A 24,391-nucleotide genomic window follows, 5' to 3' on the forward strand; every position below is an offset into this window, starting at 1 on the left:
CGTTTCTCAGCTGTCGTAGCCGAAGAGCTTCGCCGCCAGATCCGTCATCACTTCGCTGGCGCCGCCGCCGATGCCGAGGATGCGCGCGTCACGGTAATGGCGCTCCACCTCCGATTCCCGCATGTACCCCATGCCGCCGTGCAACTGGACGGCCTCGTCGACGACGTGTTTGACGGCCGCGACGGCGGAATTCTTCGCCAGGCAGGCTTCGCCGACGACGAATTCGCCGGCCGTGGCGCGCACGGCGACCTGGCGGGTGAAGGTGCGGGCCAGCTCGATCCGGCGGCGCATCTCGACCAGCTTGTGCCGCACCACCTGCCGGGCGATCAGCGGCTTGCCGAAGCTCTCCCGACGCCGGACGTGGTCGAGGGTCAGATCGAGGCAGCGCTGCGCGATCGCGTACGCGTGCACCGCGATATTGACCCGCTCGGTGACGAAAGCCGCACCGAGCAGCGCGAATCCACCGTTCTCGGCGCCGACCAGATTGGCGGCGGGTACCCGGCAATCGGTGAAGGTCAGCTCGGCGGTGTCCGAGCACAACCAGCCCATCTTCTCCAGCTTCCGCGACACGCTGAAACCCGGAGTGCCGGTATCGATCACGAGCAAGCTGATGCCGCTCGCGCCCGGTCCGCCGGTGCGCACCGCGGTGGTGACGAAGTCCGCGCGTGTGCCGGAGGTGATGAACAGCTTCGCGCCGTTGACGACGTAGTGGTCGCCGTCGCGGACCGCGGTGGTGCGCACGGATCCGACGTCGGAGCCCGCCTCCGGCTCGGTCACCCCGAGCGAACCGATCAGGTCCCCGGAGAGGGTCGGGCGCACGTACCGGTCGATCAGGGTGGCGTCGCCGGCGGCGACGATGTGCGGCAGCGCGATCCCGTGGGTGAACAGGGCGGAGTGGCAGCCCGACGAGCCGCCGGCCTCGATGAACGCCTCGGTGGCGACGGTCATGTCGACGAGATCCCCGCCGTCACCGCCGTACGCCTCGGGCGTGCCGATGCCGTACAGTCCGGATTTCGCCGCGGCCCGGTGCAATTCGCGGGGTAGAGCCCCCTCGCGTTCCCACCGGTCGAGATGCGGCGCGACCTCGCGGCGAACGAAATCGCCCACCGCCTCGCGTAGCGCGAGACGTTCCGGCGTGCGGTAGGGGTCGGTGTAGGCGACAGTCATGATCACTCCTGAGATGTGCGGGATCGGATGCGCGCGTGAGGCTTTCGGGCGCCGGGCAGCGACCGGCGCCACCGCGGACAGGCGGTGGGACGGTGTATTCGGATGTCGTCGCGGGACGTCCCCGGACGGGTGTGGATCAGTCGATGGTTCCGGTGAGGATCGGCGCGACGGCGGCGCGGGCGACGCGTTCGGCCGCCGCGGGATCGGTCAGATCGATGGCATGGCTCGGTGTGGCCAGGTAGCCGATGATCAGGTGCACCAGGGCGTCGGCCTGGGCGTCGGGGTCACGGACCGGGATCTTGCCGTCCGCTTGGGCTTTGCCGATATTCGCGCGAATGGCGTTGAAGGCCAAGGTGATCGGTGAAGGATCGCCCTGGCCGAGAGCCTGGATGAGTTCGGCTCGGCGCAGTGGGTCGGCATCGCGGAACAGGATGTGGTCGCCCAGTCCGAGCCCGGTGAGGAAGCCGAGCACCACCTGTTCGGTGGGATCGGTGACTTCGGTGAAGCGGTCGGCGAGGTCGGCGAGGATGCGGCCGATATCGCGAGCCAGCGCCCGTTCGAACAGCTGGTCCTTGCCGGTGTAGCGGCGGAACAGCGTCGTGCGGCCGACCCCGGCCTCGGCCGCGATGTCGTCCATGGTCGCCTCGCGGGTGCCGCGGCGCGCCAGGACTCGCAACGCGGCGTCGAGGACCCGCGCGTCCGTCGCGTCGTCGCTGGGCGCCGACTGCGGAAGCAGGGTCATCGCGCGGCTGAGCAGGCTGGACAGCGGCGCACCGGGTCTGGTCACGAGGTCATCTTGACACGTGGAACCACTATCCGTCTAATAGTTCCACGGAACTATTTCGCAAATAATAGTTCCGCCGATGGAAAGGGCTAGGTAGTGGCTGACGTGGGTCGACTTCTCCAGGTGATGCGCCAGGCGCGCGCTCGAGTACGTGCGGTACGCGCACTAGCCGACGCTGTGACGAGCGATCCGGCGATTCTGCGCGACATCGTCGGGGGAGTGCTGGGCAGGCCCGCCACGCCTCCCGCCGGCCCGGCCGTCTCCGAGGCGTACACCCCGCCGGACGGGCTCGCGGACTTCGACAAACGAGCCCACGCGAGCAAGCATCTCGAGCGTCCGGTGGCCGAGGTCGCGGCCTATCTGACCGATCCGGGCCGCTTCGCCGAATGGCTGACCATGCACGCGGCCTTCCGCGGCGAGGCACCCAGCGGTGTGTACCCCGGATCGGAGTTCGCTCAGCAGGTGAAGTTCATGGGCATCCCGGCCGAAGTCGCGTGGACCGTGCTCGCGGTGGACGAGACCGCGCTGGTGCTGCGCGGCGCCGGGCCGATGGGGTTGACCCTCGGCTTCTGGCTGACCGTGCGTGCCGAGGGGAACGGGGCGACCGCCTACTTCGACGCCGGGCTGTCGGGACAACCCGTCGACGGCCCGCTGGGTGCCTCGCTGGTGCGAAGCCTGTCGGAGGCCCTGCGGGAATCACTGGACCGTGTGCCGGACCGTATCGCCGCGGCGGGGCCCTTCACCGGCGCGAAATCGGTGCGCAAACCCGTGCTGCACAAGGCGTCCGGTCGCACGATCGCACCGAATACGCCGGTTCTGGTCGGTGCCGGACAGCTGGTGCAGCATCAGCCGAACACCGCCGAGGACCCGGCGGCGCTGGCGGTGCGAGCACTGCGGCTGGCCGCGCGGGATGCCGGGGTGGGGCAGTCGCTGCTCTCGGCCGCCGACGCGGTGTTCGCGGTCGCCAGCGCCTCCTGGAAGTATCGAGATCTCGGCGCCCTGGTGGTGCGTTCGGTCGGCGCTGACGGAGCCGATACCGTGCAGTCCTCGACCTACGGTGGCGACGGTGGCCAGCTGCTGGTCAATGAAGCGGCACAGGCGATCGCCGACGGCACCTACGAGATCGTGCTGGTGACCGGCGCGGAAGCGGGCGCCACCATGGCCGCCGCGCAGCGCGCGGGCACCGAGGTGACGTGGCCGGAACAGGGCCCCGAGGTGGAGCCGACCCGTATCGCCGGGATCGACAAGGAGGCCAACAACGCCGCCGAAATCGCCGTCGGGCTGGGTGCGCCCATCTACATGTACGCGCTCATGGAGTCGGCCAACCGGCATCGGCTCGGCCGCGATCCGAAGCAGCATCTCGAGGCGATCGGCGAGCTGTGGTCGCGGTTGTCGGCGGTGGGCGCGGACAATCCGAATGCCTGGCTGCCGCAACGGTTCAGCGCGCCGGAATTGACCACACCGACCGCAGACAACCGGACGGTATCGGCCCCGTACACCAAACTGCTGTGCGCCAATTTGCAGGTGGATATGGCCGCCGGACTGGTGCTGTGCAGCGCCGCCGCTGCCGAGGCGGCCGGAATCCCGCAGGACAAATGGGTGTTCGTCCACGCCGGCGCCAGCGCGCACGACGAATGGTTCGTCTCCGAACGCGCGGAACTGGCTGCCTCCCCGGCGATCCGGGCCGTCGGCGCGGCTGCGCTCGAGCATGCCGGCCTGACCATCGACCGGATCGGTCCCGTGGACCTGTACTCCTGCTTCCCGGTCGCGGTGCAGATCGCGGCGCGTGAACTCGGGCTCGCCACAGACGATCCCGAACGCTCGCTCTCGGTGACCGGCGGACTGACCTTCGGCGGCGGGCCGGGCAACAATTACGGCACCCACGCGATCGCCACCATGGTCGCGCAGTTGCGCGCCGACCCTGATACCTTCGGGTTGAGCACCTCACTCGGCTGGTACGTCACCAAGCACGCGCTGGGCATCTATTCCGCCACACCACCGCAGCGGTCCTACGCCCATCTGCGGCCGGTCGTCGACAATCCGCCCGCCCGTCCGGTCCGGACCGAGTACGAGGGACCGGCGGTGGTCGAGGCCTACACGCTGCCCTACGGACGTGACGGCGAGCCGGAGGCGGCGATCATCAGCCTGATCGCCCCCGACGGCGCACGAGTGCTGGTGCGCAGCAACAGATCCGATCTCGTCGCCGAACTGCGCGACGGTGATGTGCTGGGCCGGTCGGTCACGGTCGGTGACGGCGATCTCACCTTCGAGGGCACGCAACGCCACGAGTTGCCCGCGCCCCCACCGCCGCCCGTGCTGGTGGAGCGCCGCGGCCCCGTCATGATCATCACGATGAACCGCCCCGAGGTCCGCAACGCGGTCGATCACGCCATGGCCCTCGGGCTCGAAAAGGCCTGTGACGCGTTCGAAGCCGATCCGAACGTCCGCGTCGCCGTCCTCACCGGCGCGGGCGGCTATTTCAGCTCCGGTATGGATCTGAAAGCGATGGCCCGGGGAGAAGCCCCGCTGACCGAAAATCGCGGTGCTCTGGGTCTGGCCGGTAAGCCGCCGCGCAAACCGTTGATCGCCGCCGTCGAAGGCCCGGCCCTCGCGGGCGGCTGTGAACTGGCTTTGGCCGCGGATCTGATTGTCGCCGCGAGCGATTCGCAATTCGGCATACCGGAGCCCAAACGCGGCCTGATCGCCGCCGCCGGCGGCGTCATGCGTCTGCGGGAGCGCCTGCCGCGCAATATCGCGATGCAGCTGGCGCTCACCGGCGACCCCATGCAGGCGACCCGGCTGGCCGAACTCGGCCTGATCAATATCCTCGCCGAACCGGGCCGAGCACTCACAGCGGCTCTGGAACTGGCCGAGCGCATCGCCGCCAACGCACCGCTCAGCCTGGAGGGCAGCAAACGCATCGTCGACGAGACATCCGACTGGACCACGGCCGACGCCTTCGACAAGCAATACGACATCGCGTCCACCGCATTGTTTTCCGAAGACGCCGCCGAAGGTGTGCGCGCCTTCACCGAGAAGCGCGCCCCGGTCTGGAACGGCCGCTGATAGGAAACCCGGATCGACCTGCCGCACCCCTCGGGTCTCTCGACCGGTGGCAGGTCTTTCCGGATGCCGCGTCCCCGCCGGCGGTCAGTGGCCGGCGGGCATGGTCCAGCGGGCGGCCGGGCCGAACATGCAGGCCGGGTCGTAGCGGCGGCGCGCCTCGACCAGGCGCTCGCGCTGACCGGCGGTCCAGGCCGCCATGGTTTCGGCGGCGCTGCGGCCGTGCGGATCACGGGTGAAGTTCGGTGTGGCCGCGCCGAGACTCCACGCGGAGAGGGCATCGATCACGGTGTCCAGTGCCCCGGGGACCGCCGCCGCGATCGGCGGTGCCAGCACGCCGACCGCGAGGACATTGAAAGCGGCCTGCCTGCCCGCAACCATGGTGGGCGACAGCGACTCTCGCGCGAGCGCGCCACCGAGAGCCCGGATCTCGGTCATGGTGATCGGCAGTCCGCGTGCGGGACCGGCGGCCTCCAGCAGCGCGTCGATGGCCGCGTCGGGCAGTTCGCGCAGCAGGGTGGACCGATCGGCAGCGGGCATGGGGTCGACCGGGTCGTTGTGGATGGACGCGAGTGCCGCATACGGCATCTCGGCGATCGTGTCCAGCATCGGTGATGCCACCGACCGCAGCGGCTGCAGCAGCGCGGCACCCTCGGCAGCGTCGCCGACATGGGCGTAGCGCAGGTGCAGCACCGTCGCACCGCGCAGCGGCTCCGGAATCTCCGGCAGCGGAGGAAGATTCAGGACAGCCACCGAACTGGTCACGGCCTCCGGCACGGTCGCCACCCAATTCCGCCAGGCTCGCAGCACCGTCGCCGCATCGTCCATCCGATAGGTGAGACCGCCGGCGTACAGGCTGCGAATCGGGAACAGCCGGAAGGTCATCTGCGTGACGATTCCGAAGGCCGCGCCGCCACCGAGCAGCGCCCGGAACAGATCGGGCTCGGCCTCGGGCGTGACCCGGCGCAGCGTCGCATCGGCGGTCACCACCTCCATGGCGGTCACATGATCGGCGGCGAACCCGTAGGTGCGCGCGATCGGGCCCAGACCGCCGCCGAGGGTATAGCCGACCACACCCACACTGGTCGATGACCCCGCCAGCGCGGCCAGTCCGAACGGGGCGGCCGCATCCAATACCTCCTGCCAGCGCACGCCCGCGCCGACCGTCGCGGTGCGCCCGTCCGGATCGATCGCTATCGCGTCCAGGAGCGCGGTGTCGATCAGGATGCTGTGCGGCGGCGTGGGGCTCGCCCCGTGCCCGGTGGCCTGCACCGCGACCGTGTAGCCGGCAGCGTTCGCGACGCTCACGGCGGCCGCGACATCGGCGGCGCCGGCGGCCACGACGACGGCCGCCGCCCGGTGCTCGGTCGCGACGTTGAACCCGGTTGCCGACAGGCGATATCCGTCCTCGCCGGGGGTGTGGACCCGACCGGCGACCGCCGCGCGCAGGCGCTCGGCGAGGGCGACACCGGTCAGTGGTTGCCGCCCGGTTCCGGTCGGCGCGGGCGGATCGAAGACGCTGGACATGTGACTCCTGAAGTCGCTGATGGTGAACGTCTTCAGCACACCGCGCACCGCTTAGCGCGAACTTAGCTCCCGCTCAGCGTCCTCGTCGGCTCGGCGCCCACCGCGCTCACCAGCGCGTTCACCTCGGTCCGTGTCATGGCCGCGCCGGCCGCCAGACCCGCGTCGAAATCCCGCTCGGACAGCGACGCCCGCACCGCGGCGGCCTCGCGCGGCGCATCCATCGGATCCATCGCCTCCGGAAGGAATCCGATCCGACCGCCGAGTGCGCGCACGGCGCCCAGCAGGCGGGCACCGTCGTCGGCACGGCCGCTGCGCGCGGCGATCGCGGCGGCCAGATGCACCATCACCAGCCACGAGGTGACGTCGCCGTCCGATTCCAGCGCCGTCTGCATGGTGCGCAACGCCGTGCGAGCATCGGTCGGATCGCCGGTGTCCATCGCGCATCGAGCCAGCGTCCACGACGCGGAAGCGACCGGCCAGCGGTGGCCGCATCGCTCCGCGACCGATACCGCCTCCCGCAGCGCGTCCCGTGCCGCGTCGAGGCGGTTCACGAATCGCAGGATCATGCCCTCGATCATGAGCGCCTCGGCCAGCTGCCACGGGTGGCCGGCCGCACTCACCTCGGCGACGGCGGCACGGGCGGCGGCCGCCGTCGCGGGCGTCGCCGTGACCACGGCGTGCATGTATGTGGTCCACGTCCGCATCCACGCGGCGGTGGCCTGGTCGCCCGCATCCGTCGCCACCCGGGCGGCTCGCTCGGTCGATTCCGCGCCCCGGACCGGATCGCCCGACAGGTAGTACAGTCCGCCGAGACCTGCCAGAGCGGCCGCCAGTGTCGCCCCGTCGGCCTCGTGCCCGCAACGCTCACACGCGGAGAGCGCGCCCGTGATCGCCTCGATGCCCTCCTCGATGAAGCCGCGCCGGTACCAGAACCAGTAGAGCGCTGCCGCCAGCCGCAAGACGTAGCCCGGGTCGCCGTCCGCGAATGCCGAGGCGATCGCGCTGCGGTGCTCGGCGACATCGGCGGCGAGCGCATCGAGCATCTGTGCCGACCGCGCGTCGCGTAGGTGGGTGGCCGCCAGCTGCGATCGCTCCAGGACGCAGCGTCGATGCGCCGCCCGCACCCGAACCAGCTCGTCGGCTTCGCAACGGGCGAGGGCGAATTCGCGGATGGACTGCAACATTCGGTACCGGCGCGGCGAGGATGCCGGCTGCACTCGCAGCAGCGATCGACGGACCAGACCCGTCAGCGTTTCGAGAACCGCCAGCGGCGAGGGCGCGCCGTGCACGGCGGCTGCGGCGTCGATGTCGAAACTGCCGGCGAAGACGGCGATCTCACGCAGCAGCCGGGCTTCTGCCGGGCCGAGCATGCGATAGCTCCAGTCGATGGTGTCGGCCAGCCGGCGCTGGCGGGCCGGCGCGGTGCGCGCGCCGCCCGCCAGCAGGGTGAACCGGTCGGCCAGTCCGTCGGCGATCTGTTGTTCGGACAAGACCCGCAGTTGCGCGGCGGCCAGTTCCACCGCGAGCGGAATGCCGTCGAGATCGGCGCAGATCTGCCGCACCGGTTCGCGCACCCGCTCGTCGAGCGTCCAGCCGTCGACCACACCCGCCGCCCGCGTGGCGAACAGTTCGACGGCGTCGGCCTCGTCCAGCGGCAGGACCTCGACGACGCGTTCGCCGTCGACGGCCAGCGCCTCCCGGCTGGTGGCCAGGATTCGGATGCGCGGGCATCGGCTCAACAGGACGCTCACGACGGCGGCGACCCCGTCGAGCAGATGTTCGCAATTGTCCAGCAACAGTGTGCATTCCCGGTCGGCGAGGACGTTCGCGAGCCGATCCGGCGTTGCCGCACCGCGAACCTGGACAGCCGCGGCCACGGTGGCGGCGACCAGTTCGTCGGATTCGACCGGTGCCAGATCGACCCACCACGGCCCGTCGCCCGCGGGCAGTCGCCGGCAGGTTTCGAGGGCCAGCCGGGTCTTGCCGACGCCGCCGGTGCCGACGAGCGTCACCAGCCGGTGGGTGCGCACGGCTCCTCCGATGTCGTCGAGTTCGCCGCTGCGGCCGATCAATTGGGTGCGCGGAACCGGCATCTGCGGAGCCGACGCGACCGAGCCTTGGGCGGCCGTCGTGCGCCTCGCGGAGCCGGAGAGTAGATCCTCGTTTTGCCGCAGGATCGCAGTCTCCAGTTCCCGCAGCCGCACACCGGGCTCGATGCCGAGCTCGCTGTCGAGCAGGCGGCGGATATCCCGCAGGGCGGCAAGGGCCTCGGACTGCCGCCCGGCCCGGTAACGGGCCAGCGCCAGCAGCTCCCATACCCGCTCGTCGAGGGGGTGCGCCGACACCAGGTCCTCGGCTTCGGCCAGCGCGGCATCGGCGCGACCGGTGTCGAGTCGCAACTGCACGAGTGCCTTGCGGGCGCGCAGTTCCAGCGTGGTCAGTCTGACGATCTCGGGGCGCACGAATTCCACATCGGCCACGTCCGCGTAGGGCGCACCCCGCCAATCCGCCAGCGCCGCCTCGTACGACCTGAGACCGGCATCGAGATCACCTGTGGCACAAGCAGATTCGGCGTCGGTGACGTGCTGTGCGAATCGATGCGCGTCGATCCGGTCCGCGGGCAGATCCAGCAGGTAGCGGGTGCCGCAGCGGGCGATCACGCTCCCGCCGCCGCGGCGGCGGTCGGGCTCGAGCCGGTTACGCAGCGTCGAGATGCCGAAATGCAGCGAGTTCACCGAGGGGTCCCTGGCGTCGTGCCACACCTGCTCGAGCAGTCGGTCGGCGGACACCTCGTGCGGGAACGCGGCGATCAACGCCGCCAGCAGTGTCCGCTGCCGCAAGCCCCCGAGATCGACCGGCCGGCCGCCGACGGTGGCCGCCAACCCGCCCAGTACCCGCAGCCGCAACCGCGCACCGCTCGAATCATCCGTATCCGGGGGATCACCCACGAGTCACCTCACTACAGCTCTCGCCCGGCAATCTAACCCGGCCCCGCCCGATGACGGCCCGGCAGGGAGCATTCCTCGGCATGTCGAGTACCGACGGTCACTTGTGATCGATGCGGCGCCGGGCGGAGAATAGGCGGGTGATAGTCCCGACTCCTGCGAAAGAACTGTGATGTCTCGAAGGATTGGTCTTGCCGTCGCGACGGCTGTCACTACGTTGACCCTGGGGGTCGCCGCCCCCGCGATCGCTTCGGCCGCCGCCCCGGCGGCCGGTACGCCGGGGACCAGCGACACAGCCCAGGCGACGCAGATTCAGTGGCTCTCCGTTTGCCTCAACCTTCCGGTCGGATCGGCGAGCGTCAGCTTCTGCATCTAGCGTGAGAGTGTGCCCGGCACCGGCGGGACCGGTGCTGTAGAAGCCTGCTTCCGTCCCGGTGGAGGAATTGCGTCGTGTCTACGCCGGGGCGGTGTGGTTGCCCCTATCGATCCGGTCCGACCGCGGCTCGAATTCTGGTGACGAGGTCGTCGAGCCGCCGCTGGTGCGAACCCTCCCAATAGATCCGGCGGCATTCCCGGCATTGTCTGAAGGTGTCGTAGTACTTGCGGGTGAGTGGCTCGAGCCGGTCGGCGACATCCTGTTCGGCCACGTCGGTCAGCAGGCCCCCGCAGGGCAGGCAGCGGCTGAACGGCCTCAGCCGATCGGTCAGATCGAGCCGGCGGATCACCTCGACGAGCTGATCGACGGGCCGATTCGAACGCACGAATACTCCGTGGGTCACGTTGCGTCGCTTCAGGAGTCCGCGGTCGCGGGTGAGGATGATCCGGTGTTGTTCCGCGGCGGCCGTTGCCAGGGCGGCATCGTCGGTGTCCGACGGGCTCCGGGCGTCGAGGCCCATCAACCGCATGAGCCGGGCGAGCCCACCGAGATTGACGTCCACGATGAAGCGCGGATCGCGCAGCGGGCGGGGTCGGACCCGTGTCGCCGGCCCGATGTCGAGGGTCTCGAAGACCGGGTAGGCGGCGAGCCGATCGCCCGGCCGCGGATGATGACCGAAGTCGACGGATTCGCCGTTCACCAGCATGAGGTCGACCTCGGTATGCGGGATGCCCGCGGCCTCGACGATATCTTTCACGGTCTGATGCGGACGGATCGGCCGCGGCTGCGCCGCGTACCGTGCGGCCGGGGGCACGAAGTCGTTCAGCTCGGCGTACACCCGCAGTTCGACACTCGCGGTCATGGAGACCATTGTCGTCCGGCTGCGGGCGCGCTGTGCGATACGCGCGAAGTCCGATCGCGGGAGGGCTCCGCGGAAGCGGTCACCAGGTGTAGATATGCCCGGGTGACCACATACCGCCGTGGGTCTCCTGGGTGACCGCCGGGGTTGCCGGGACGGCCGAGGGGTCGATCTTGCTGAGGCGTTGCAGTTCGCCCCAATCCTGGTCCCAGTCGTAGGCGAGGTAGGTGGCCAGGGTTTGCGAGCGCAGCAATTGCTGACTCCAGCCCAGCGGTCCGCCGCCGGCGTGGCTTTCCCACATCGTGGTGTCGGCGGCGCCCAGGCGGTTGGGCAGGATCCGCCAGTCCGGTACCTGGGCGATGCCGTCCTTGTGGTCGAAGGGGCGCTGGCAGGGGAACTGCAGGCCCACGGCCCAGTCCAGCAGAACCGGCTGCTTCGAGCCGACCAGATCGTTCAGGGTGTGCGTCTTCGGGATGCGCGGGGGAGTCAGCGCCACCCAGCGCTGCGGATCGAGGTTGTGATCCTTGGCCACGATGCGGATCACGTTGGCCGCGGCGGGAATTCGATCCAGGGGAACCCGCAGGTTCCGCCACGACGGCGCCGGGCCGATGTCGATCGGGGTCACCCGTCCGAGTGCGTGTGCGCTCGTCGCGGAGTCGGTGCTGCCGTATTCGATCTCCACCGGTTCACCGCCGACGTATCCGTTGTTCGGACCCACCGCCTGGATGCGCCCCGCCGCCGCGATCGAGACGATATCGCTGCGATCGTGCTGCGCGGGCAGGCGGTACCAGCCGGTGACGAGATCGGCGGGCTCCTCCTCGCCGTAGGTGCCTAGTTCGGGGGTGGTCGCCGCGTCGAGACCGTAAGGCAGTGGAGCACCGCCGGTCTGGGTGGCCGACTCGCCGGTGCCGGGTTTGTCGCCGAACGATTTGGCGATACTGCTGGTCTCCTCCTTCTCGTCGGGTGACATCACGTCACCGACGCCGTTCGGCACGAATCCGCGAGCGCCGTTGGAGAAGGTGGAGAACTGGTCGCCGACGAGCGGCTGCATCAGCGAGGCGTTGGGGTCGGTTTCGACCAGGACCTTGTTCGCCAGCCCGCACGGATTGCCCACTACCGCATGAATATTCGAGGAAGCCAGCGAGAATCCCGGGTATTGCGTCACCGCGCCCGCGGTGAACGAGAACACCTCGAACACCACCAGGATCGCCGCGGCCGCCATCAACGGCGGGAACTTCGCCAGGCGCCAGGCGCGCGGGGAAACCCGATGCGGCGTACCGGGTTTCGGCGCCCGCACATGCCACCAGATCGCCAGCAGCAGGCACAGCGCGGCGATGATCAGGAATATCCGGCTGAACCCGACGCCGAGCACCGCAGGTGGCTCGTTCCACCACGGGACACCGAAACTCGAGACCCACCACCACTGGTTGACACTGGTGAAGATCTGCGCCATCGCCAGCGCCACCACCGCCGCGAACAGGGCGCGATTGCGCGGCGAGCGCATCACGCGGGGCCCCACCGCGACCGCGGTCAGTACCGCGACCGCTCCGGCCAGGCCGGCGTAGACACCGTTGTGGTGGGTGAATTTCGTCGGGCAGGTCGCCATCAGCACCATGGCCCCGAATGTCACGCCGAGCAGCCGCCGCGCCGGCCCCGGGGCGGTGAACGGAATGCGCCCGCCCTTGCGCAGCAGGACGAAGACGCAGACCAGCAGGCTCAGCCACATCGCGACCATGCCGAAGCGACGGGCGATGGAGCCGTCGGCCGACGGCATGAACAGCCACTGATAGTTCAGGTAGTCGTTGTACCAGGGGTCCGAGGGGCCGACGATGTTGTGCACGCGCTGCATCTCGAACATCGCCGAGAGCGGTTCGACGGCGAAGGCGAAGGCCAGCACCAGCATTCCGGCCGCGGCCAGCGGTGCCAGCAGCGCCCCGTACGCCCGGATCCACGCGCCGGTCGGCACCGGGTTTCCGTCCTGCGCACCGGCGAGTTCGCGTGCTCTCGGGACACCGAATCCCACGGCCGAACGCAGGCCCGCGAGCAGCGGCGCCAGGCAGATGATGCCCGAGGGCGCGGCGGTGAAACTGAACGCGGCGACCAGGATCGCGAGGGCATACGGCAGCAGCCGGTGCGTCGCGATGGCGCGCTCCACGAAGCACCAGGTGAGCAGCACGCAGACGGCGACCACCGGCTCGGGCCGCAGCCCGTTGTTGTAGGGCAGCCACACGGCCAGGAAGGCCAGCGCGCCCGTCCACACCGCCACCTTGTCGTGGCGCACCGCCACACCGAGCCGCGGGATCACCTCACGGCTCAGCGCCAGCCAGGTGACCACGGCGGCCAGCAGCGTCGGCAGTCGCATCCACGGGCTCGCGACGCTGATCTCCGACATGTGCGCGATGATGTCGTACGGCGGCGTGCCGACCGGATTCTCCGGGACGCCGAAGAACCGGAAGTAGTTGGCCATGTAACCGGACGCCAGCGAGGTGCGTGCCATCCCGAACTGGTAGCCGTCGTCGGAGGTGGTGGCCCCGATGAAATGCCACAGCAGCAGCGTGGCGAAGACGACGACGTCCACGCCGGTGAACCTCCACCACCGCTGTGGTAACAGCCGCCGCACACGCCGGCCGTCGGTGCGGTCCAGCCGGTACAGCGCGAGCAGCGCTACCAGTGTGAAGACGACGGCCAGTACTTCGGCCGCGCGCTTGAGGAAGGTCGGCGTCACCGAGAACCGGCTGTCGACCTGCGCGACGACCTTGGCGCCGTCCGCCGTGGGGAGATCGCTGAAGATGCCGACCACCTGTGGCCGCCAGTCACCCGGCGGCAAGGTGGCGCCTTCGATATCGGTTCCGGTGACACCGACCTTGGTCGACGACATATCGGCGTGCACGGTCAAGGTGCCGTCGGCGACCGCATCGATCGGCACGTTCAGCAGCGATTGATTGCGCAACACGACCTCGAGTTGCGCGGGCTTTCCGTCCTGCACCGGTCGCACACGTGCGACGAACCCGTATTTCTCCAGTTGCGGCGCACCGGCGGGCAGCGTCGATGCCAGCACGCCGCCGTGTGCGCTCAGTTGCGCCATCGACCGGCCGGGGATCGTGGCATCGAAGGTCAGCGGTGCGTAGGTGACCAGTGGGGCGTCGACACTGCGGGCCGAATCGGCCTGCGGCCACGACAGGGTGGTGTGGTCCACCTTCACCGGCAGCAACGGCACCGCGAGGGCGCACAACGCGCCCAGCAGCCCGGCGAGGAAGGCGATCGGTCCGGCCCAGTCGCCGCGCTGTCTACCCGAGGTCCTGGGTGTCGCGCCTGCAGTAGGCGCACCGTCCGCCCTCACCATCGTGTCGACCACGGTCGCCGATGCTAGCGTGACGCTTCTGTTATCCGCGATTTCGTCTCTTGTTCTCAGTCTGCACTCAGGAATCGGCGGGCGAGGCGAGGTCGCGTACCGAGGTCGCCGACGACACCGGCCGGTGAGTTGCCGGTGGGTAGGTCACCGTTCGCGAATCGGACATTCGATCCCCGTTCGTGGCAACGGCTTTCAGCGCGTCCCGAGTCGGATGGCCGCCCGGTCGGGCGTGCGGAGGCGGGAGGGTTTGCGCAGCGGTTGCGAAGGCGCCGCTCGACGGTGCACCACCGGTTCGATAACGTATGACAGCGCTAGCGGTATTGGCATTCTCTTTTTTCGCAAGTACCGTATTCATCAGTGGGTGACGCGGTCGCCCGGCGTAGCGGCGGGTTGGAGGTCTTCGTGCGTGTCGGAGTGATGATCGGACCGGAGAAGGGGGATTCCGCGCGCAAGCTGAGCCGGATGCTCGACGACATCGCCTGGGCCGAGGAGGCCGGGCTCGACACCGCGTGGATTCCGCAGATTCCCAGCGATTTCGACGCGCTGATCACGGTCGCGGCGATGGGATTGCGGACTCGCCGCATCGAATTGGGGACCGCCGTGGTGCCGTTGCAGGCGCAGCATCCGATCGCCCTGGCACGCCAGGCGCTCTCGGCGCAGGCCGCCGCGAGTGGGCGATTGGCGCTGGGGGTGGGCCCCTCGCATCACTGGATCGTGCGCGACATGCTCGGCTTGCCGTACGAGCGCCCGGCGGCCTACACCCGTGACTACCTGGATGTGCTGGCGGCGGGACTGACCGGCCCGGGGACCGTCGACGTCGAGAACGACACGTTCTCGGTGCACAATCCGCTCGATCTGGGTCCGGTCGCCCCGGTGCCGGTGCTGGTGGCCGCGCTCGGGCCGGTGATGTTGCGCATCGCGGGGGAGCGGGCCGACGGGACCATTCTGTGGATGGCCGACGAGCGCGCGATCGCCGATCATGTGACGCCCAAGATCACCAAGGCCGCCGCCGACGCGGGCCGGACACCGCCGCGCATCGTGGCGGGACTTCCGGTCTGCCTGTGCCGGGATTCGGAGGTGGAGGAGGCGAAGGCGCGAGCCAATCGCATTCTCGGCGAGGCGGAAATCTCGCCCAATTATCAGCGCCTGCTCGAACAGGGGGATGCTCGCGACGTCGGCGACATCTGCGTGGCCGGTGACGAGGCCGCCATCGCGGCCGGGTTGCGCCGTTTCGCCGAGGCGGGTGCGACCGATGTCTCGATCCGGCTGCTGCCGATCGGTGACACTCGCGACGAACTGATCGCCTCCAAGCGCCGCACCCGCGAGATGATCGCCGGTATCGCGCGGGAATTACGATGAGCACCGACGCCTCTGCGGCGTCCGGTACGGGTCCGGACCGGCGAACCGGAGCGTTGGCGGAGCGCACCAGTGCCGGTCCGCTGGCGGGGATTCGCATTCTCGAGGTCGGCACCATGCTCGCCGGTCCGTACGCGACGATGATGCTGGCGGATCTGGGGGCCGAGGTCACCAAGCTGGAACCGGCCGGCGGCGACATCTCCCGGCAGGTCGGCGACAGCTATTTCGCGAGCCTGAACCGCGGCAAGCGCAGCATTCGTCTCGACCCAGGCAGTGCGGCCGGCCGGGCACGCCTGGGTGAGCTCGTCGCGCATTCGCATGCGCTGCTGGTGAATTTGAAACCCTCGGCGATTCACCGGCTCGGCCTGACGTACGCCTCGCTGCGGGAATTCAACCCGGCGATCGTCTGCGTCGCGATCACCGGATTCGGTCTCTACGGCGGCGACGATCCGGCCTTCGACTACATCGTGCAGGCCGCCACGGGGGTTGCCGCCCTCACCGGCGATCCGGCCGGACCGCCGACCCTGCCGGGCTATTCCTCCGCCGACAACTCCACCGGCCTGACCGCGGCGCTGGGTCTGCTCGCGCAGATCGTGTCCGGCCGCGGTGGTCAGGTGGACGTCTCGCTGCGTGATGTGATGTTGTCGCAATTGAACTATCACGCGGCGGCGTATCTCAACGAGGGCAAACATCCGCAGCGGCGCCCGTTCGGCGCGCATTCGTATTACGTTCCGGCGCAGCTGTTTCCGACCGCGAACGGTTACCTGGCGTTGTTCGTCACGCACGACCGCTTCTGGAAGGCCTTCGCCGCCGAGGCCGGGGTGACGGGCTTCGACACCATGGCCGAACGCGTGGGCCGGCGAGCCGAGGTGCTCGCCGCGGTGACCGCCGCACTGGCCCGCGACGACGCCCGAGGCTGGGAGGCGCGCCTGCGCCCCCTGGGCATTCCCGCCGCCGCGGTCCGCACATTGCCCGAAGCGCTCGACGCCACGCCCGACGCCGTGGCCGACGCGGGGACGTACCGTTTGGTGGCATCGCCCATCCGAATCGACGGCTACACACCGGAATACGGCCCGCCGCCCCGGCTGGGTGAACACGACAACCAGGAGCCGGTGCGTTGAGTCGATAGGCGCCGACCAGCGTCGGCCTCGGCGCTGCTCACACCGATACGGCCACATCCCTGCGGGAACCGAGGCGGCCGACCGGGGACGACCGCCCGCGGACTCCGCTCATTCGTAATGCACCGTCACCGACTCGGTGTCCGGCACCGCTTGGCAGGTGAGGACGTAGCCGTCCTCGACCTCGTCGTCGGCGAGGGCGTCGTTCACCCGCATCGTGGCGCTGCCCTCGCTGAGCCGGGCCATACAGGTGGCGCAGTTGCCGGATTCGCAGGAGAACGGCGGGGTCAGGCCCGCGCGGCGGGCGCTTTCCAGCAGGGTCTCGCCGGCGTGGCGCGGCACCGTGGCCTTCTTGCGATTGAGGAAGATCGTGATCGTGCCACCGCCAGCGCCGGATTCGGTTGCGGGCGTGGCGGTATCGGAGGTGGTTGCGGGTGCCGGCTCGGTCGCCGAATCGGCGAGTTCGGGGACCGGTGCGCCGAACCGTTCGCTGAAGATCACCCCCGGGCCGGGCAGGGCCGCCTCCACCATCTCCATGAATTTCTCCGGTCCGCACACATAACTGTCGCCGTGACCGTCCGCGCCGACGAAGTCGCGCACCGCCCTCGGGTCGAGCAGCCCGGCGGCACTGTCCAGATGCCGGATCACGTGGAGCCGGCCCGGATAGCGCTCCGCCAACTCGGGCAGTGCCGCGCCGAAGATCACCGATTCCGCGTCGCGGTCCGCGCACAACAGCCGCACGCGGCGCTCGGTGGTCGCCAGGGCGCTCTTTGCCAGCGAGAGCACCGGCGTGATCCCGCTGCCGCCGCTGAAGCCCAGGAGCGGAACCTCGGTGTCGCGCAGGCAGAATCGGCCGGCGGGCCGGCCCATATCGATCACGTCACCCTCGGACACGTTGTCCAGCAACCAGTTCGAGACCTTGCCTCCCGGCACCCGCTTGACCGTGGTCATCAGTTCGGAGTCGGTTTCCGGTGCGCTGGACATCGAATAGGACCGATACAGATCGGTGCCGTCGACCCGGACCCGGAAGGTGCAGAACTGTCCGGCGCGATAGGTGAGCGGGCCGTCGTGCGGGGCCAGCACGAAAGTCCGCGCATCGGCGCACTCCTTCACGATCCGGGTCACGGTCGCGGGCCGGAACATCGGGGGACTCGCCATGGAACGCCTCTCCTGGTATTAAGATTCTTATACAAAGAGAATAGCGTTCTCCCGAACGAGATGGGATTTTCTCATGACCGAGCCGACGGCGATCGTGTTCGACGATCGGCACTACAGCCTGTCGCAGCTCGACGAGCTGGCCGGCGGACTGGCCGAGACCCTGCACGCGCGCGGCGTTCGCGCGCGCAGCCGGATCGCCGTGATGTCGTCGAATCGCCCGGAATTCGTGCTCGCGGTGCTGGCGGCGTGGAAGCTCGGCGCGGCGGTGGTCCTGCTGAGCCCGGCGTGGCGGCGAGCCGAGGTCGAGCACGCGCTCGCGATCACCACACCCGGATTCGCGGCCGGCGACCATCCGGTGCTGGCGGAACTGATGCCCATGCTCGATCTCGACGACCCGATCACGCCCAGCCGCGCGGAATTCGACCCGCCGGATCCGGAATCGGATGCGGTGCTGGTGTTCAGCTCCGGCACCACCGGCCTGCCCAAGGCGGTGCGCCACAGGCACGCCTCGTTCGCGGCCGCGGTGCGGGACTGGCAGCAGGTGCTGGAGCTGGGCAGCGACGACCGGATCCAGATCCTGACCCCGCCGTCCCATATCCTCGGCCTGCTCAACATCGTCACCGCGCTGCGGGTGGGCGCCTGGATGCGGCTACATCGCCGCTTCGACCTGGAGTCGATGCTGCGCAGCATCGAACGCGACCGCATCACCGTGGAGATGGCGGTGGCGCCGATCGCGCTGGCCATCGCCTCGCATCCGGAACTGGAATCGTTCGACCTGTCCTCGCTGCGCTACATCATGTGGGGCGCGACGCCGGTGACGGTGAGCGTGGCCGAAACCGTGACCCGCCGTACGGGCGTGCGGTGGCTGCCCGCCTACGGCGCCACCGAACTGCCGGTGCTGGCCTGTAATCCGATCGAAGGCGCCCGGCTGGACACGGTGGGACGTGCCGCGCCCGGGGTATGCCTGCGAACGGCGTCGCTCGAGGACGGAAAACCGTTGCCGCCCGGGGAGATCGGGGAGATCCAGGCGCGGTCGCCGTCGCTGATGGCGGGTTATCTGCCCGATGGTGCGGACGCGGGGGCCGTCGTGGACGGCTGGTACCGCACCGGCGATGTCGGCTGGATCGACGCCGACGGCTGGGTCCGCATCACCGATCGGGTGAAGGAGATGATCAAGGTCCGCGGCTTCCAGGTCGCGCCCGCCGAGATCGAGTCCGTCCTGCACGGGCATCCCGCCGTCGCCGATTGCGCGGTCTTCGGTGTGGCCGACGGCGCCGACGGCGAGGCGATCGTCGCCGCGGTGTCGGCCGCCGCGCCGGTGACCGCGGAGGAGTTGTCCGCTCTGGTCGCCGATCGCCTGGCCGGATACAAGCGGCTGCGCCGGGTGGTGTTCGTCCCCGACATTCCGCGCCTGCCGTCCGGCAAGGTGCTGCGCCGAGTCCTCGAGGAGCGCTATGGACGTCCGTCTGACCAGTGAACAGCGCCAATTGCGTGATGCCGCAGCCAAGTTGGCCGACGATCTGGGGCCCGGCTCGGTAGCGGAACTGGCCGACCGGGAGCGGATCACGTGGCTGGACAAGACCGTCGAGCTGACCGGATGGCGAGCCCTGCGCTCCGACGGCGCGTCGGGCGTGGAAGTGGCGCTGGTGGCCGAGGAATTCGCGCGCGGACTGGTCGACGTGGCGTTTCTGGGTCCGGTGCTGGCCGACGATCTGCGCGGCCATCCCGCCGGGGACGAGGGTCGCTGGACACTGGGGGTGCGTGGACGGGCCGTCGACGCGGCCGGATGTGATCGGGCGGTGGTGCTCGCCGACGGTCAGGTGCTGGCCGGCCGGCTGGGTCCCGCCGCGCCGTCGGCGGATCCGACCAGGGCGGCGGCCGAGCTCGACGGGCGGCTCGAGCACATCGGGGAACTGTCGCCGGATCAGGCGTCGCAATGGCTCGCCCTCGCCCTGGTCGGCACCACCGCGGACCTCCTGGGCGCCGCCCGGGGCGCGCAGCGGCTGGCCGTCGACTACGCGAAAGTCCGTGCCCAGTACGGCAAGCCGATCGGCTCCTACCAAGCCGTGGCGCATCTGCTCGCCGAATCGCAGGCCTTGATCGAGGGATCGGTCAGCGTGCTGCGCTACGCCGCCTGGGGAGTGGACGAACTGTCGCCCGACGAGGCGGTGCGCGCCGCCCGCATCGCCAAGATCTACGGTGCCCGCGCCGCGCGCACCGTCTGCGAAACCGCCATCCAGGTGCACGGCGGCATCGGCAACACCTGGGAATGCCTGGCGCACATCTACCTTCGCCGCGCCCTGGTCTCGACCGAACTGTTTCCCGTCCGACTGGAGGAGATCGCCCGTGGACTTTCGTGACTCACCGGCCGAGGCCGAATTCCGGGATCGGTTGCGGCGCTGGCTGTCCGAGGTCGCCGGCGACTTCCCGACCTCGGGTGACGAGTACTGGGCCCGTCAGGGCGAGTGGCATCGCGCCCTGTACCGGGCCGGTTTCTTCGGATCGTCGTGGCCGAAGGAGTTCGGCGGACACGATCTGGCGCCGGTCTACGACGTGATCGTCGACGAGGAACTGGCCCGCGCGGGCGCCCCGCCGCGGCCGAGTCTGGGCTATCTGATCCAGGGCCTGGGCGGCCACGGCAGCAGGGAACTGCAACAGCGATTCCTGCCCGGCATGATCGATGGCACCGAACGCTGGTGCCAGGGCTTCAGCGAACCGGGAGCCGGTTCGGATCTCGCCGCCCTGACCACCACCGCCACCCTCGAAGGCGACCACTATGTGATCCACGGCCACAAGATCTGGACCAGCTACTCCGATGTCGCGGACTGGTGCCTGCTGCTGGCCCGCACCGATCCGCAAGCGCCTCGGCACAAGGGGATTTCGGCGTTCATCGTGTCGATGAAGCAGCCGGGTGTGCAGCAGCGGCCGCTGCGCATGATCAGCGGTATCACCACCGAATTCGGGCAGGTGAGTTTCGACGGCGCCACCGTGCAGGCCGATCGAATGGTGGGCGCGCCCGGTGAGGGCTGGAAGCTGGCGATGACCGTCGTCGGTCACGAGCGGGAGCCGTCGACTCTCGGCTATTCGGCCCGCTACGCCAAGACGGTGCGCGCGCTGGCCGACCGCGTCGAAGGGCCGCTGCCCGACGAATTGACCTGGGCGGCGGTGCAATCGGAGATGTTGCGGCTGCACGTGCGGCGACGGCTGTCCGAACAACTGGACGGCGTCTCACACGGCCCCGACGGCTCACTCGACAAACTGCTCATGACGTGGGTGGACCAGGCCGTCGGCCATGCCGCGCTGACCGTCGCCGGCACCGACGACGCCGATATGTTCGGCACCTACCTCTACAGCCGCGCGCAGAGCGTCATGGGCGGCACCTCGCAGATTCAGAAGAACATCATCGCCGCCCGCATACTCGGATTGGGAGCCTGACATGTACGACCTGCCCGCCGAAGTCGACGTCCGGGCCGAGGGCCCGATACGTATCATCACCTTGAACCGCCCCGACGCGCTCAACGCCGTCGACGACGCACTGCACACCGGGCTGGCCCGGTTGTGGCCGCGTCTCGGCGAGGATCGGGAGGCCCGCGTCGCGGTACTCACCGGCGCCGGGCGCGCCTTCTCCGCCGGCGGCGACTTCGCCTACCTCGGCGAATTGAGCCGCGATGCCGAGTTGCGCGCGAAAACCATTGCGCACGGCCGCGATATCGTGCTCGGGATGGCTCGGTGCCGGGTGCCGATCGTGGCCGCCGTGAACGGGCCCGCGGTCGGCTTGGGCTGCAGCCTGGTCGCCCTCAGCGATATCGTCTACATCGCCGAACAGGCCTATCTCGCCGATCCGCACGTGCAGGTGGGACTGGTGGCCGCCGACGGCGGCCCGCTGACCTGGCCGCTGCACACCAGCCTGCTGCTGGCCAAGGAGTACGCGCTGACCGGTGACCGGATCCCGGCCGAGCGGGCGCGGGAGATGGGTTTGGTCAATCACGTGGTCGCCGATCCGGTCGCCGAGGCACGCGCCTGCGCCGAACGGATCATCCGGTTGCCCAGGCAGGCAGTCGAATCCACCAAGCGTATCCTGAACCTGCAGCTCGAGCGCGCGGTGCTGGCCACTCTCGACTTCGCGCTCACCGCCGAGGACCTGACCTTCCAATCGGAGGATCTGCGCGCCAATCTGGCCCGGTTGTCGGCGCCGAAGAACGGCGCGAAGAAGTAGCCGTGGCAGCGGTAGGTGGGGTGGAGGCAGGCCGGGCAGTGGCAGGCGGGGCGCAGTGGTATCTGTTCCTGCCGCAGATCCGGTTCGATATGGCCGAGATCGTGGCGCGGGCCCGGGCGGCGGAAGCCGGCGGATTCGACGGGATCGCCTTCATCGATCATCTGCGGGCGCCCGGCGCCGAACAGCAGCCGCTGTGGGAGGCGATGACGGTTGCCGCCTGGGTGGCCGCGCGCACCGAACGGTTGCGCATCGGCCACCTGGTGCTCTGCGACGCGCTGCGCCATCCCGCGATGCTGGCGAAACAAGCGGTGGCGTTGCAGGAGGCCAGCGGTGGCCGGTTCGAGCTGGGGCTCGGGTCGGGGTCGGTGCCGAAGGAACTGGCCGACTTCGACATCGGCCACGAGAACGGCCCGGCCCGCCGGGCCCGGTTGGAACGCACGCTGGCACTGCTGCCGCGGTATTGGTCGGGTGAGGGGGACCTCGGCCTGGCACCCGCACCGACGTCGCGGATTCCGATCGTGATCGGCGGGTCCGGTCCCGCGACGATGGCGCTGGTGCGTCGTTACGCGGACTGGTGGAACCTGCCGGCCAACCAGCTCGACCGGCTGCCACGGTTGCGGTCGAGCGCCGGGCGGGCGCGCGTATCGACCCAGCAGCTGGTGGGTTTCGTGGGACGCCGCGCCGATCCCGACCGGGTGCGCGAGATGAGCCGGCGCCGATTCGGTTATCTGGCAGGCGGTTTGGTGTGTGGAAATGCCGAGGAGCTGATCGCGCACTTCGCCGCTGCCGCGCAGCAGGGTGTCGAACGGTTCTACATCTGGTTCACCGATTTCGCGCACCCGGAGACTCTCGCCGAATTCGGTGACGCGGTCATCGGTGGCATGCGCCGCGCCCGGTCGTAACGACCGCCGGAGCCGCGCTGTGTCGACGACGGCTATCGTTGCGCCAGCAGCACTTCCGACTGTTGGACCGATCCCGTGATGCCGGTCGCGTCCTGCCGCGCGAGCAGTACCGCGGCCTCCGCCATGGTTTCCGGCGGTTCGACCATCTCCGCCGGAATCCGCTGTCCGCCGCCACCGGCCCGCCAGCCCTCGGTGAGAACCACCCGCGACGGGCACAGACAGTTGACGGCGATATTGTCCGCGCGCAGATCGGCCGCCAGTCCCAGATACATGCGCTCCACGGCGGCCTTGGTGATCCAATAGGCGTTGGCGCCGCGGTCGAGCATGCCGACGCCGGTGGTCGTGATGGCGATCATCGAACCGCCGCCGCGAGCACGCAGCAGCGGAATCGCCGCCCGGGTGACGTGGAAGACGCCGGTGAGGTTGACGTCCAGACAGCGCTGCCAGCGGGCGTCCGGGGTCGATTCGATCGGGCTCAATGCCAGTACCCCGGCATTCGCCACCACGATGTCGACCCCGCCGAATTCGGAAACCGTTGCCACCAAGGCTGTCTCGACGGATTCCGCGCTGGTGACATCGCAGGCCACCGGCAGGGCCCGGCCGCCGGATTCGGTGATCCGCTGTGCCACCGAGTGGATGGTTCCGGGCAACCGCCCCGGTTCCCGCGAGCGGGCGGCGACGGCCACCTCGGCCCCCGCCGCCGCCAGGCCGTGCGCGATCGCGGCGCCGATACCGCGGCTGGCACCCGCTACGAACGCGACTTTGCCTGTCAGAGAGGTCATTTGGGCGGGAAGCGCAGGGCGCCGTCGAGGCGGATCACCTCACCGTTGAGGTAGTCGTTCTCCACGATGGACTGCACCAGTTGCGCGTATTCCGTGGAGCGGCCCATCCGCTTGGGATGCGGAACCTGTTTGCCCCAATAGGCTTCCAGCTGATCGGCGGCCTTACCGTAGGCGGGGGTGTTGAACGTGCCGGGTGCGATGGTGACCACGCGGATGCCCAGCGGTGAAAGGTCACGTGCGGCGACCAGCGTCATGCCGACCACTCCGCCCTTGGCCGCCGAGTACGGCAACTGCCCGATCTGGCCCTCGTAGGCGGCGATCGACGCCGTGTTCACGATGACACCGCGCCGGCCCTCCTCGCCCGGCTCGGACTGGGCGATCGCCGCGGCCGAGAGTCGCAGCACATTGAATACGGCGGTGAGATAGAACTCGATCGTGGTGCGGAACCCGTCGAGCGCGAGCGGGCTGCCGTCCTTGCCGACCAAGCGGCCACCGCTGGCCGGCCCGCCGTGCGCGTCCACCGAGATGCGCAGCGGGCCCAGCGATTGCGCCTCGGCGATCGCCGCCTGCACCGACTCCTCGCTGGTGGCGTCGGTGTGCACATAGCGGATGCCGAGCTCGGCGGCCAGCTCCTTGCCCTTGTCGTCGGCGACATCGGCCACTACCACCTTGGCTCCCGCGGCGTGCAGCCGCCGCACCGTCGCTTCGCCCAGCCCCCCGGTGCCGCCCACCACGATCGCGGCGCTACCGCTGATCTCCATGACGCTGCCCTCTCTTGAAATCAAC

The 24,391-nt window shown here is 69.6% G+C and carries 17 protein-coding genes; 8 read left to right on the top strand and 9 right to left on the bottom strand.

Annotated features, from left to right (window positions below):
* Positions 1 to 6: 6 nt before the first annotated feature.
* Together ACPCUW_RS16550 and ACPCUW_RS16555 are read right to left on the bottom strand one after the other, a co-directional pair.
* Positions 7 to 1,167 carry an acyl-CoA dehydrogenase family protein gene (locus tag ACPCUW_RS16550; protein WP_305780361.1) on the bottom strand — a complete coding sequence of 387 codons (1,161 nt, stop codon included), beginning with the start codon at positions 1,165 to 1,167 and terminating at the stop codon, positions 7 to 9.
* A 136-nt stretch (positions 1,168 to 1,303) separates the two neighbouring features.
* Positions 1,304 to 1,954 carry a TetR/AcrR family transcriptional regulator gene (locus tag ACPCUW_RS16555; RefSeq protein ID WP_030516325.1) on the bottom strand — a complete coding sequence of 217 codons (651 nt, stop codon included), beginning with the start codon at positions 1,952 to 1,954 and terminating at the stop codon, positions 1,304 to 1,306.
* Positions 1,955 to 2,128: 174 nt separating this feature from the next.
* On the opposite strand from ACPCUW_RS16555, the gene ACPCUW_RS16560 reads away from it, so the two are divergent.
* The gene (locus tag ACPCUW_RS16560) at positions 2,129 to 5,017 is read left to right on the top strand and encodes a type II toxin-antitoxin system Rv0910 family toxin (protein WP_423425765.1); all 2,889 of its coding nucleotides are present in this window, start codon (positions 2,129 to 2,131) and stop codon (positions 5,015 to 5,017) included.
* 84 nt (positions 5,018 to 5,101) lie between these two features.
* Here ACPCUW_RS16560 and ACPCUW_RS16565 read toward each other — a convergent pair whose 3' ends face one another.
* From ACPCUW_RS16565 to ACPCUW_RS16580, 4 genes are all read right to left on the bottom strand, one after another.
* Positions 5,102 to 6,541 (bottom strand): FAD-binding oxidoreductase, encoded by a 1,440-nt coding sequence (locus ACPCUW_RS16565; RefSeq protein ID WP_423425767.1) that lies wholly within the window; start codon positions 6,539 to 6,541, stop codon positions 5,102 to 5,104.
* 62 nt (positions 6,542 to 6,603) lie between these two features.
* Complete coding sequence (locus ACPCUW_RS16570) at positions 6,604 to 9,489, bottom strand: BTAD domain-containing putative transcriptional regulator (protein ID WP_423425769.1); 2,886 nt, start codon at positions 9,487 to 9,489, stop codon at positions 6,604 to 6,606.
* A gap of 476 nt (positions 9,490 to 9,965) precedes the next feature.
* Positions 9,966 to 10,724 (bottom strand): Mut7-C RNAse domain-containing protein, encoded by a 759-nt coding sequence (locus ACPCUW_RS16575; protein WP_063011813.1) that lies wholly within the window; start codon positions 10,722 to 10,724, stop codon positions 9,966 to 9,968.
* 79 nt (positions 10,725 to 10,803) lie between these two features.
* Complete coding sequence (locus ACPCUW_RS16580; RefSeq protein WP_423425771.1) at positions 10,804 to 14,076, bottom strand: arabinosyltransferase domain-containing protein; 3,273 nt, start codon at positions 14,074 to 14,076, stop codon at positions 10,804 to 10,806.
* Positions 14,077 to 14,475: 399 nt separating this feature from the next.
* Here ACPCUW_RS16580 and ACPCUW_RS16585 point away from each other — a divergent pair, with 399 nt between their 5' ends.
* On the top strand, positions 14,476 to 15,432 hold the full coding sequence (locus tag ACPCUW_RS16585) for a TIGR03564 family F420-dependent LLM class oxidoreductase (protein WP_063011815.1): 957 nt from the start codon (positions 14,476 to 14,478) through the stop codon (positions 15,430 to 15,432).
* Positions 15,429 to 16,550 (top strand): CaiB/BaiF CoA transferase family protein, encoded by a 1,122-nt coding sequence (locus tag ACPCUW_RS16590; protein ID WP_104405818.1) that lies wholly within the window; start codon positions 15,429 to 15,431, stop codon positions 16,548 to 16,550. Before ACPCUW_RS16585 ends, ACPCUW_RS16590 begins: the two co-directional genes overlap by 4 nt.
* A gap of 108 nt (positions 16,551 to 16,658) precedes the next feature.
* Here ACPCUW_RS16590 and ACPCUW_RS16595 read toward each other — a convergent pair whose 3' ends face one another.
* Entirely contained in the window at positions 16,659 to 17,705 is a 1,047-nt protein-coding gene (locus ACPCUW_RS16595) for a 2Fe-2S iron-sulfur cluster-binding protein (RefSeq protein WP_423425774.1), read from the bottom strand.
* A gap of 73 nt (positions 17,706 to 17,778) precedes the next feature.
* On the opposite strand from ACPCUW_RS16595, the gene ACPCUW_RS16600 reads away from it, so the two are divergent.
* The 5 genes from ACPCUW_RS16600 to ACPCUW_RS16620 all read left to right on the top strand — a co-directional run bounded on the left by ACPCUW_RS16600 (position 17,779) and on the right by ACPCUW_RS16620 (position 22,823).
* Positions 17,779 to 19,182, top strand: coding sequence for a class I adenylate-forming enzyme family protein (locus ACPCUW_RS16600; RefSeq protein ID WP_423425776.1), 1,404 nt, complete (start codon positions 17,779 to 17,781; stop codon positions 19,180 to 19,182).
* On the top strand, positions 19,160 to 20,065 hold the full coding sequence (locus ACPCUW_RS16605) for an acyl-CoA dehydrogenase family protein (protein ID WP_423425778.1): 906 nt from the start codon (positions 19,160 to 19,162) through the stop codon (positions 20,063 to 20,065). The genes ACPCUW_RS16600 and ACPCUW_RS16605 overlap by 23 nt, the downstream gene beginning before the upstream one ends.
* Positions 20,052 to 21,140, top strand: coding sequence for an acyl-CoA dehydrogenase family protein (locus ACPCUW_RS16610; RefSeq protein ID WP_423425780.1), 1,089 nt, complete (start codon positions 20,052 to 20,054; stop codon positions 21,138 to 21,140). The genes ACPCUW_RS16605 and ACPCUW_RS16610 overlap by 14 nt, the downstream gene beginning before the upstream one ends.
* 1 nt (position 21,141) lies before the next feature.
* A complete protein-coding gene (locus ACPCUW_RS16615; protein ID WP_063011743.1) occupies positions 21,142 to 21,921 on the top strand; it encodes an enoyl-CoA hydratase/isomerase family protein in 780 nt (259 codons plus the stop codon).
* Positions 21,922 to 22,010: 89 nt separating this feature from the next.
* A complete protein-coding gene (locus tag ACPCUW_RS16620) occupies positions 22,011 to 22,823 on the top strand; it encodes an LLM class flavin-dependent oxidoreductase (RefSeq protein WP_423425933.1) in 813 nt (270 codons plus the stop codon).
* A gap of 32 nt (positions 22,824 to 22,855) precedes the next feature.
* On the opposite strand, the gene ACPCUW_RS16625 is transcribed toward ACPCUW_RS16620, so the two are convergent.
* Positions 22,856 to 23,605: an SDR family NAD(P)-dependent oxidoreductase gene (locus ACPCUW_RS16625; RefSeq protein ID WP_063011745.1), complete on the bottom strand. Its 750-nt coding sequence runs from the start codon at positions 23,603 to 23,605 to the stop codon at positions 22,856 to 22,858.
* A complete protein-coding gene (locus ACPCUW_RS16630; protein ID WP_063011747.1) occupies positions 23,602 to 24,366 on the bottom strand; it encodes an SDR family NAD(P)-dependent oxidoreductase in 765 nt (254 codons plus the stop codon). Before ACPCUW_RS16630 ends, ACPCUW_RS16625 begins: the two co-directional genes overlap by 4 nt.
* Positions 24,367 to 24,391 lie beyond the last annotated feature (25 nt).

This window comes from Nocardia sp. AB354 (assembly GCF_049538315.1).
Taxonomy (GTDB): Bacteria; Actinomycetota; Actinomycetes; order Mycobacteriales; family Mycobacteriaceae; genus Nocardia; species Nocardia nova.

Coding starts and splice junctions, on each gene's coding strand:
- ACPCUW_RS16550 (WP_305780361.1), bottom strand. CDS start 1,167: ATGACTGTCGCCTACACCGACCCCTACCGCACGCCGGAACGTCTCGCG.
- ACPCUW_RS16565 (WP_423425767.1), bottom strand. CDS start 6,541: ATGTCCAGCGTCTTCGATCCGCCCGCGCCGACCGGAACCGGGCGGCAA.
- ACPCUW_RS16575 (WP_063011813.1), bottom strand. CDS start 10,724: ATGACCGCGAGTGTCGAACTGCGGGTGTACGCCGAGCTGAACGACTTC.
- ACPCUW_RS16590 (WP_104405818.1), top strand. CDS start 15,429: ATGAGCACCGACGCCTCTGCGGCGTCCGGTACGGGTCCGGACCGGCGA.
- ACPCUW_RS16595 (WP_423425774.1), bottom strand. CDS start 17,705: ATGGCGAGTCCCCCGATGTTCCGGCCCGCGACCGTGACCCGGATCGTG.
- ACPCUW_RS16600 (WP_423425776.1), top strand. CDS start 17,779: ATGACCGAGCCGACGGCGATCGTGTTCGACGATCGGCACTACAGCCTG.
- ACPCUW_RS16605 (WP_423425778.1), top strand. CDS start 19,160: ATGGACGTCCGTCTGACCAGTGAACAGCGCCAATTGCGTGATGCCGCA.
- ACPCUW_RS16615 (WP_063011743.1), top strand. CDS start 21,142: ATGTACGACCTGCCCGCCGAAGTCGACGTCCGGGCCGAGGGCCCGATA.
- ACPCUW_RS16620 (WP_423425933.1), top strand. CDS start 22,011: ATGGCCGAGATCGTGGCGCGGGCCCGGGCGGCGGAAGCCGGCGGATTC.
- ACPCUW_RS16625 (WP_063011745.1), bottom strand. CDS start 23,605: ATGACCTCTCTGACAGGCAAAGTCGCGTTCGTAGCGGGTGCCAGCCGC.
- ACPCUW_RS16630 (WP_063011747.1), bottom strand. CDS start 24,366: ATGGAGATCAGCGGTAGCGCCGCGATCGTGGTGGGCGGCACCGGGGGG.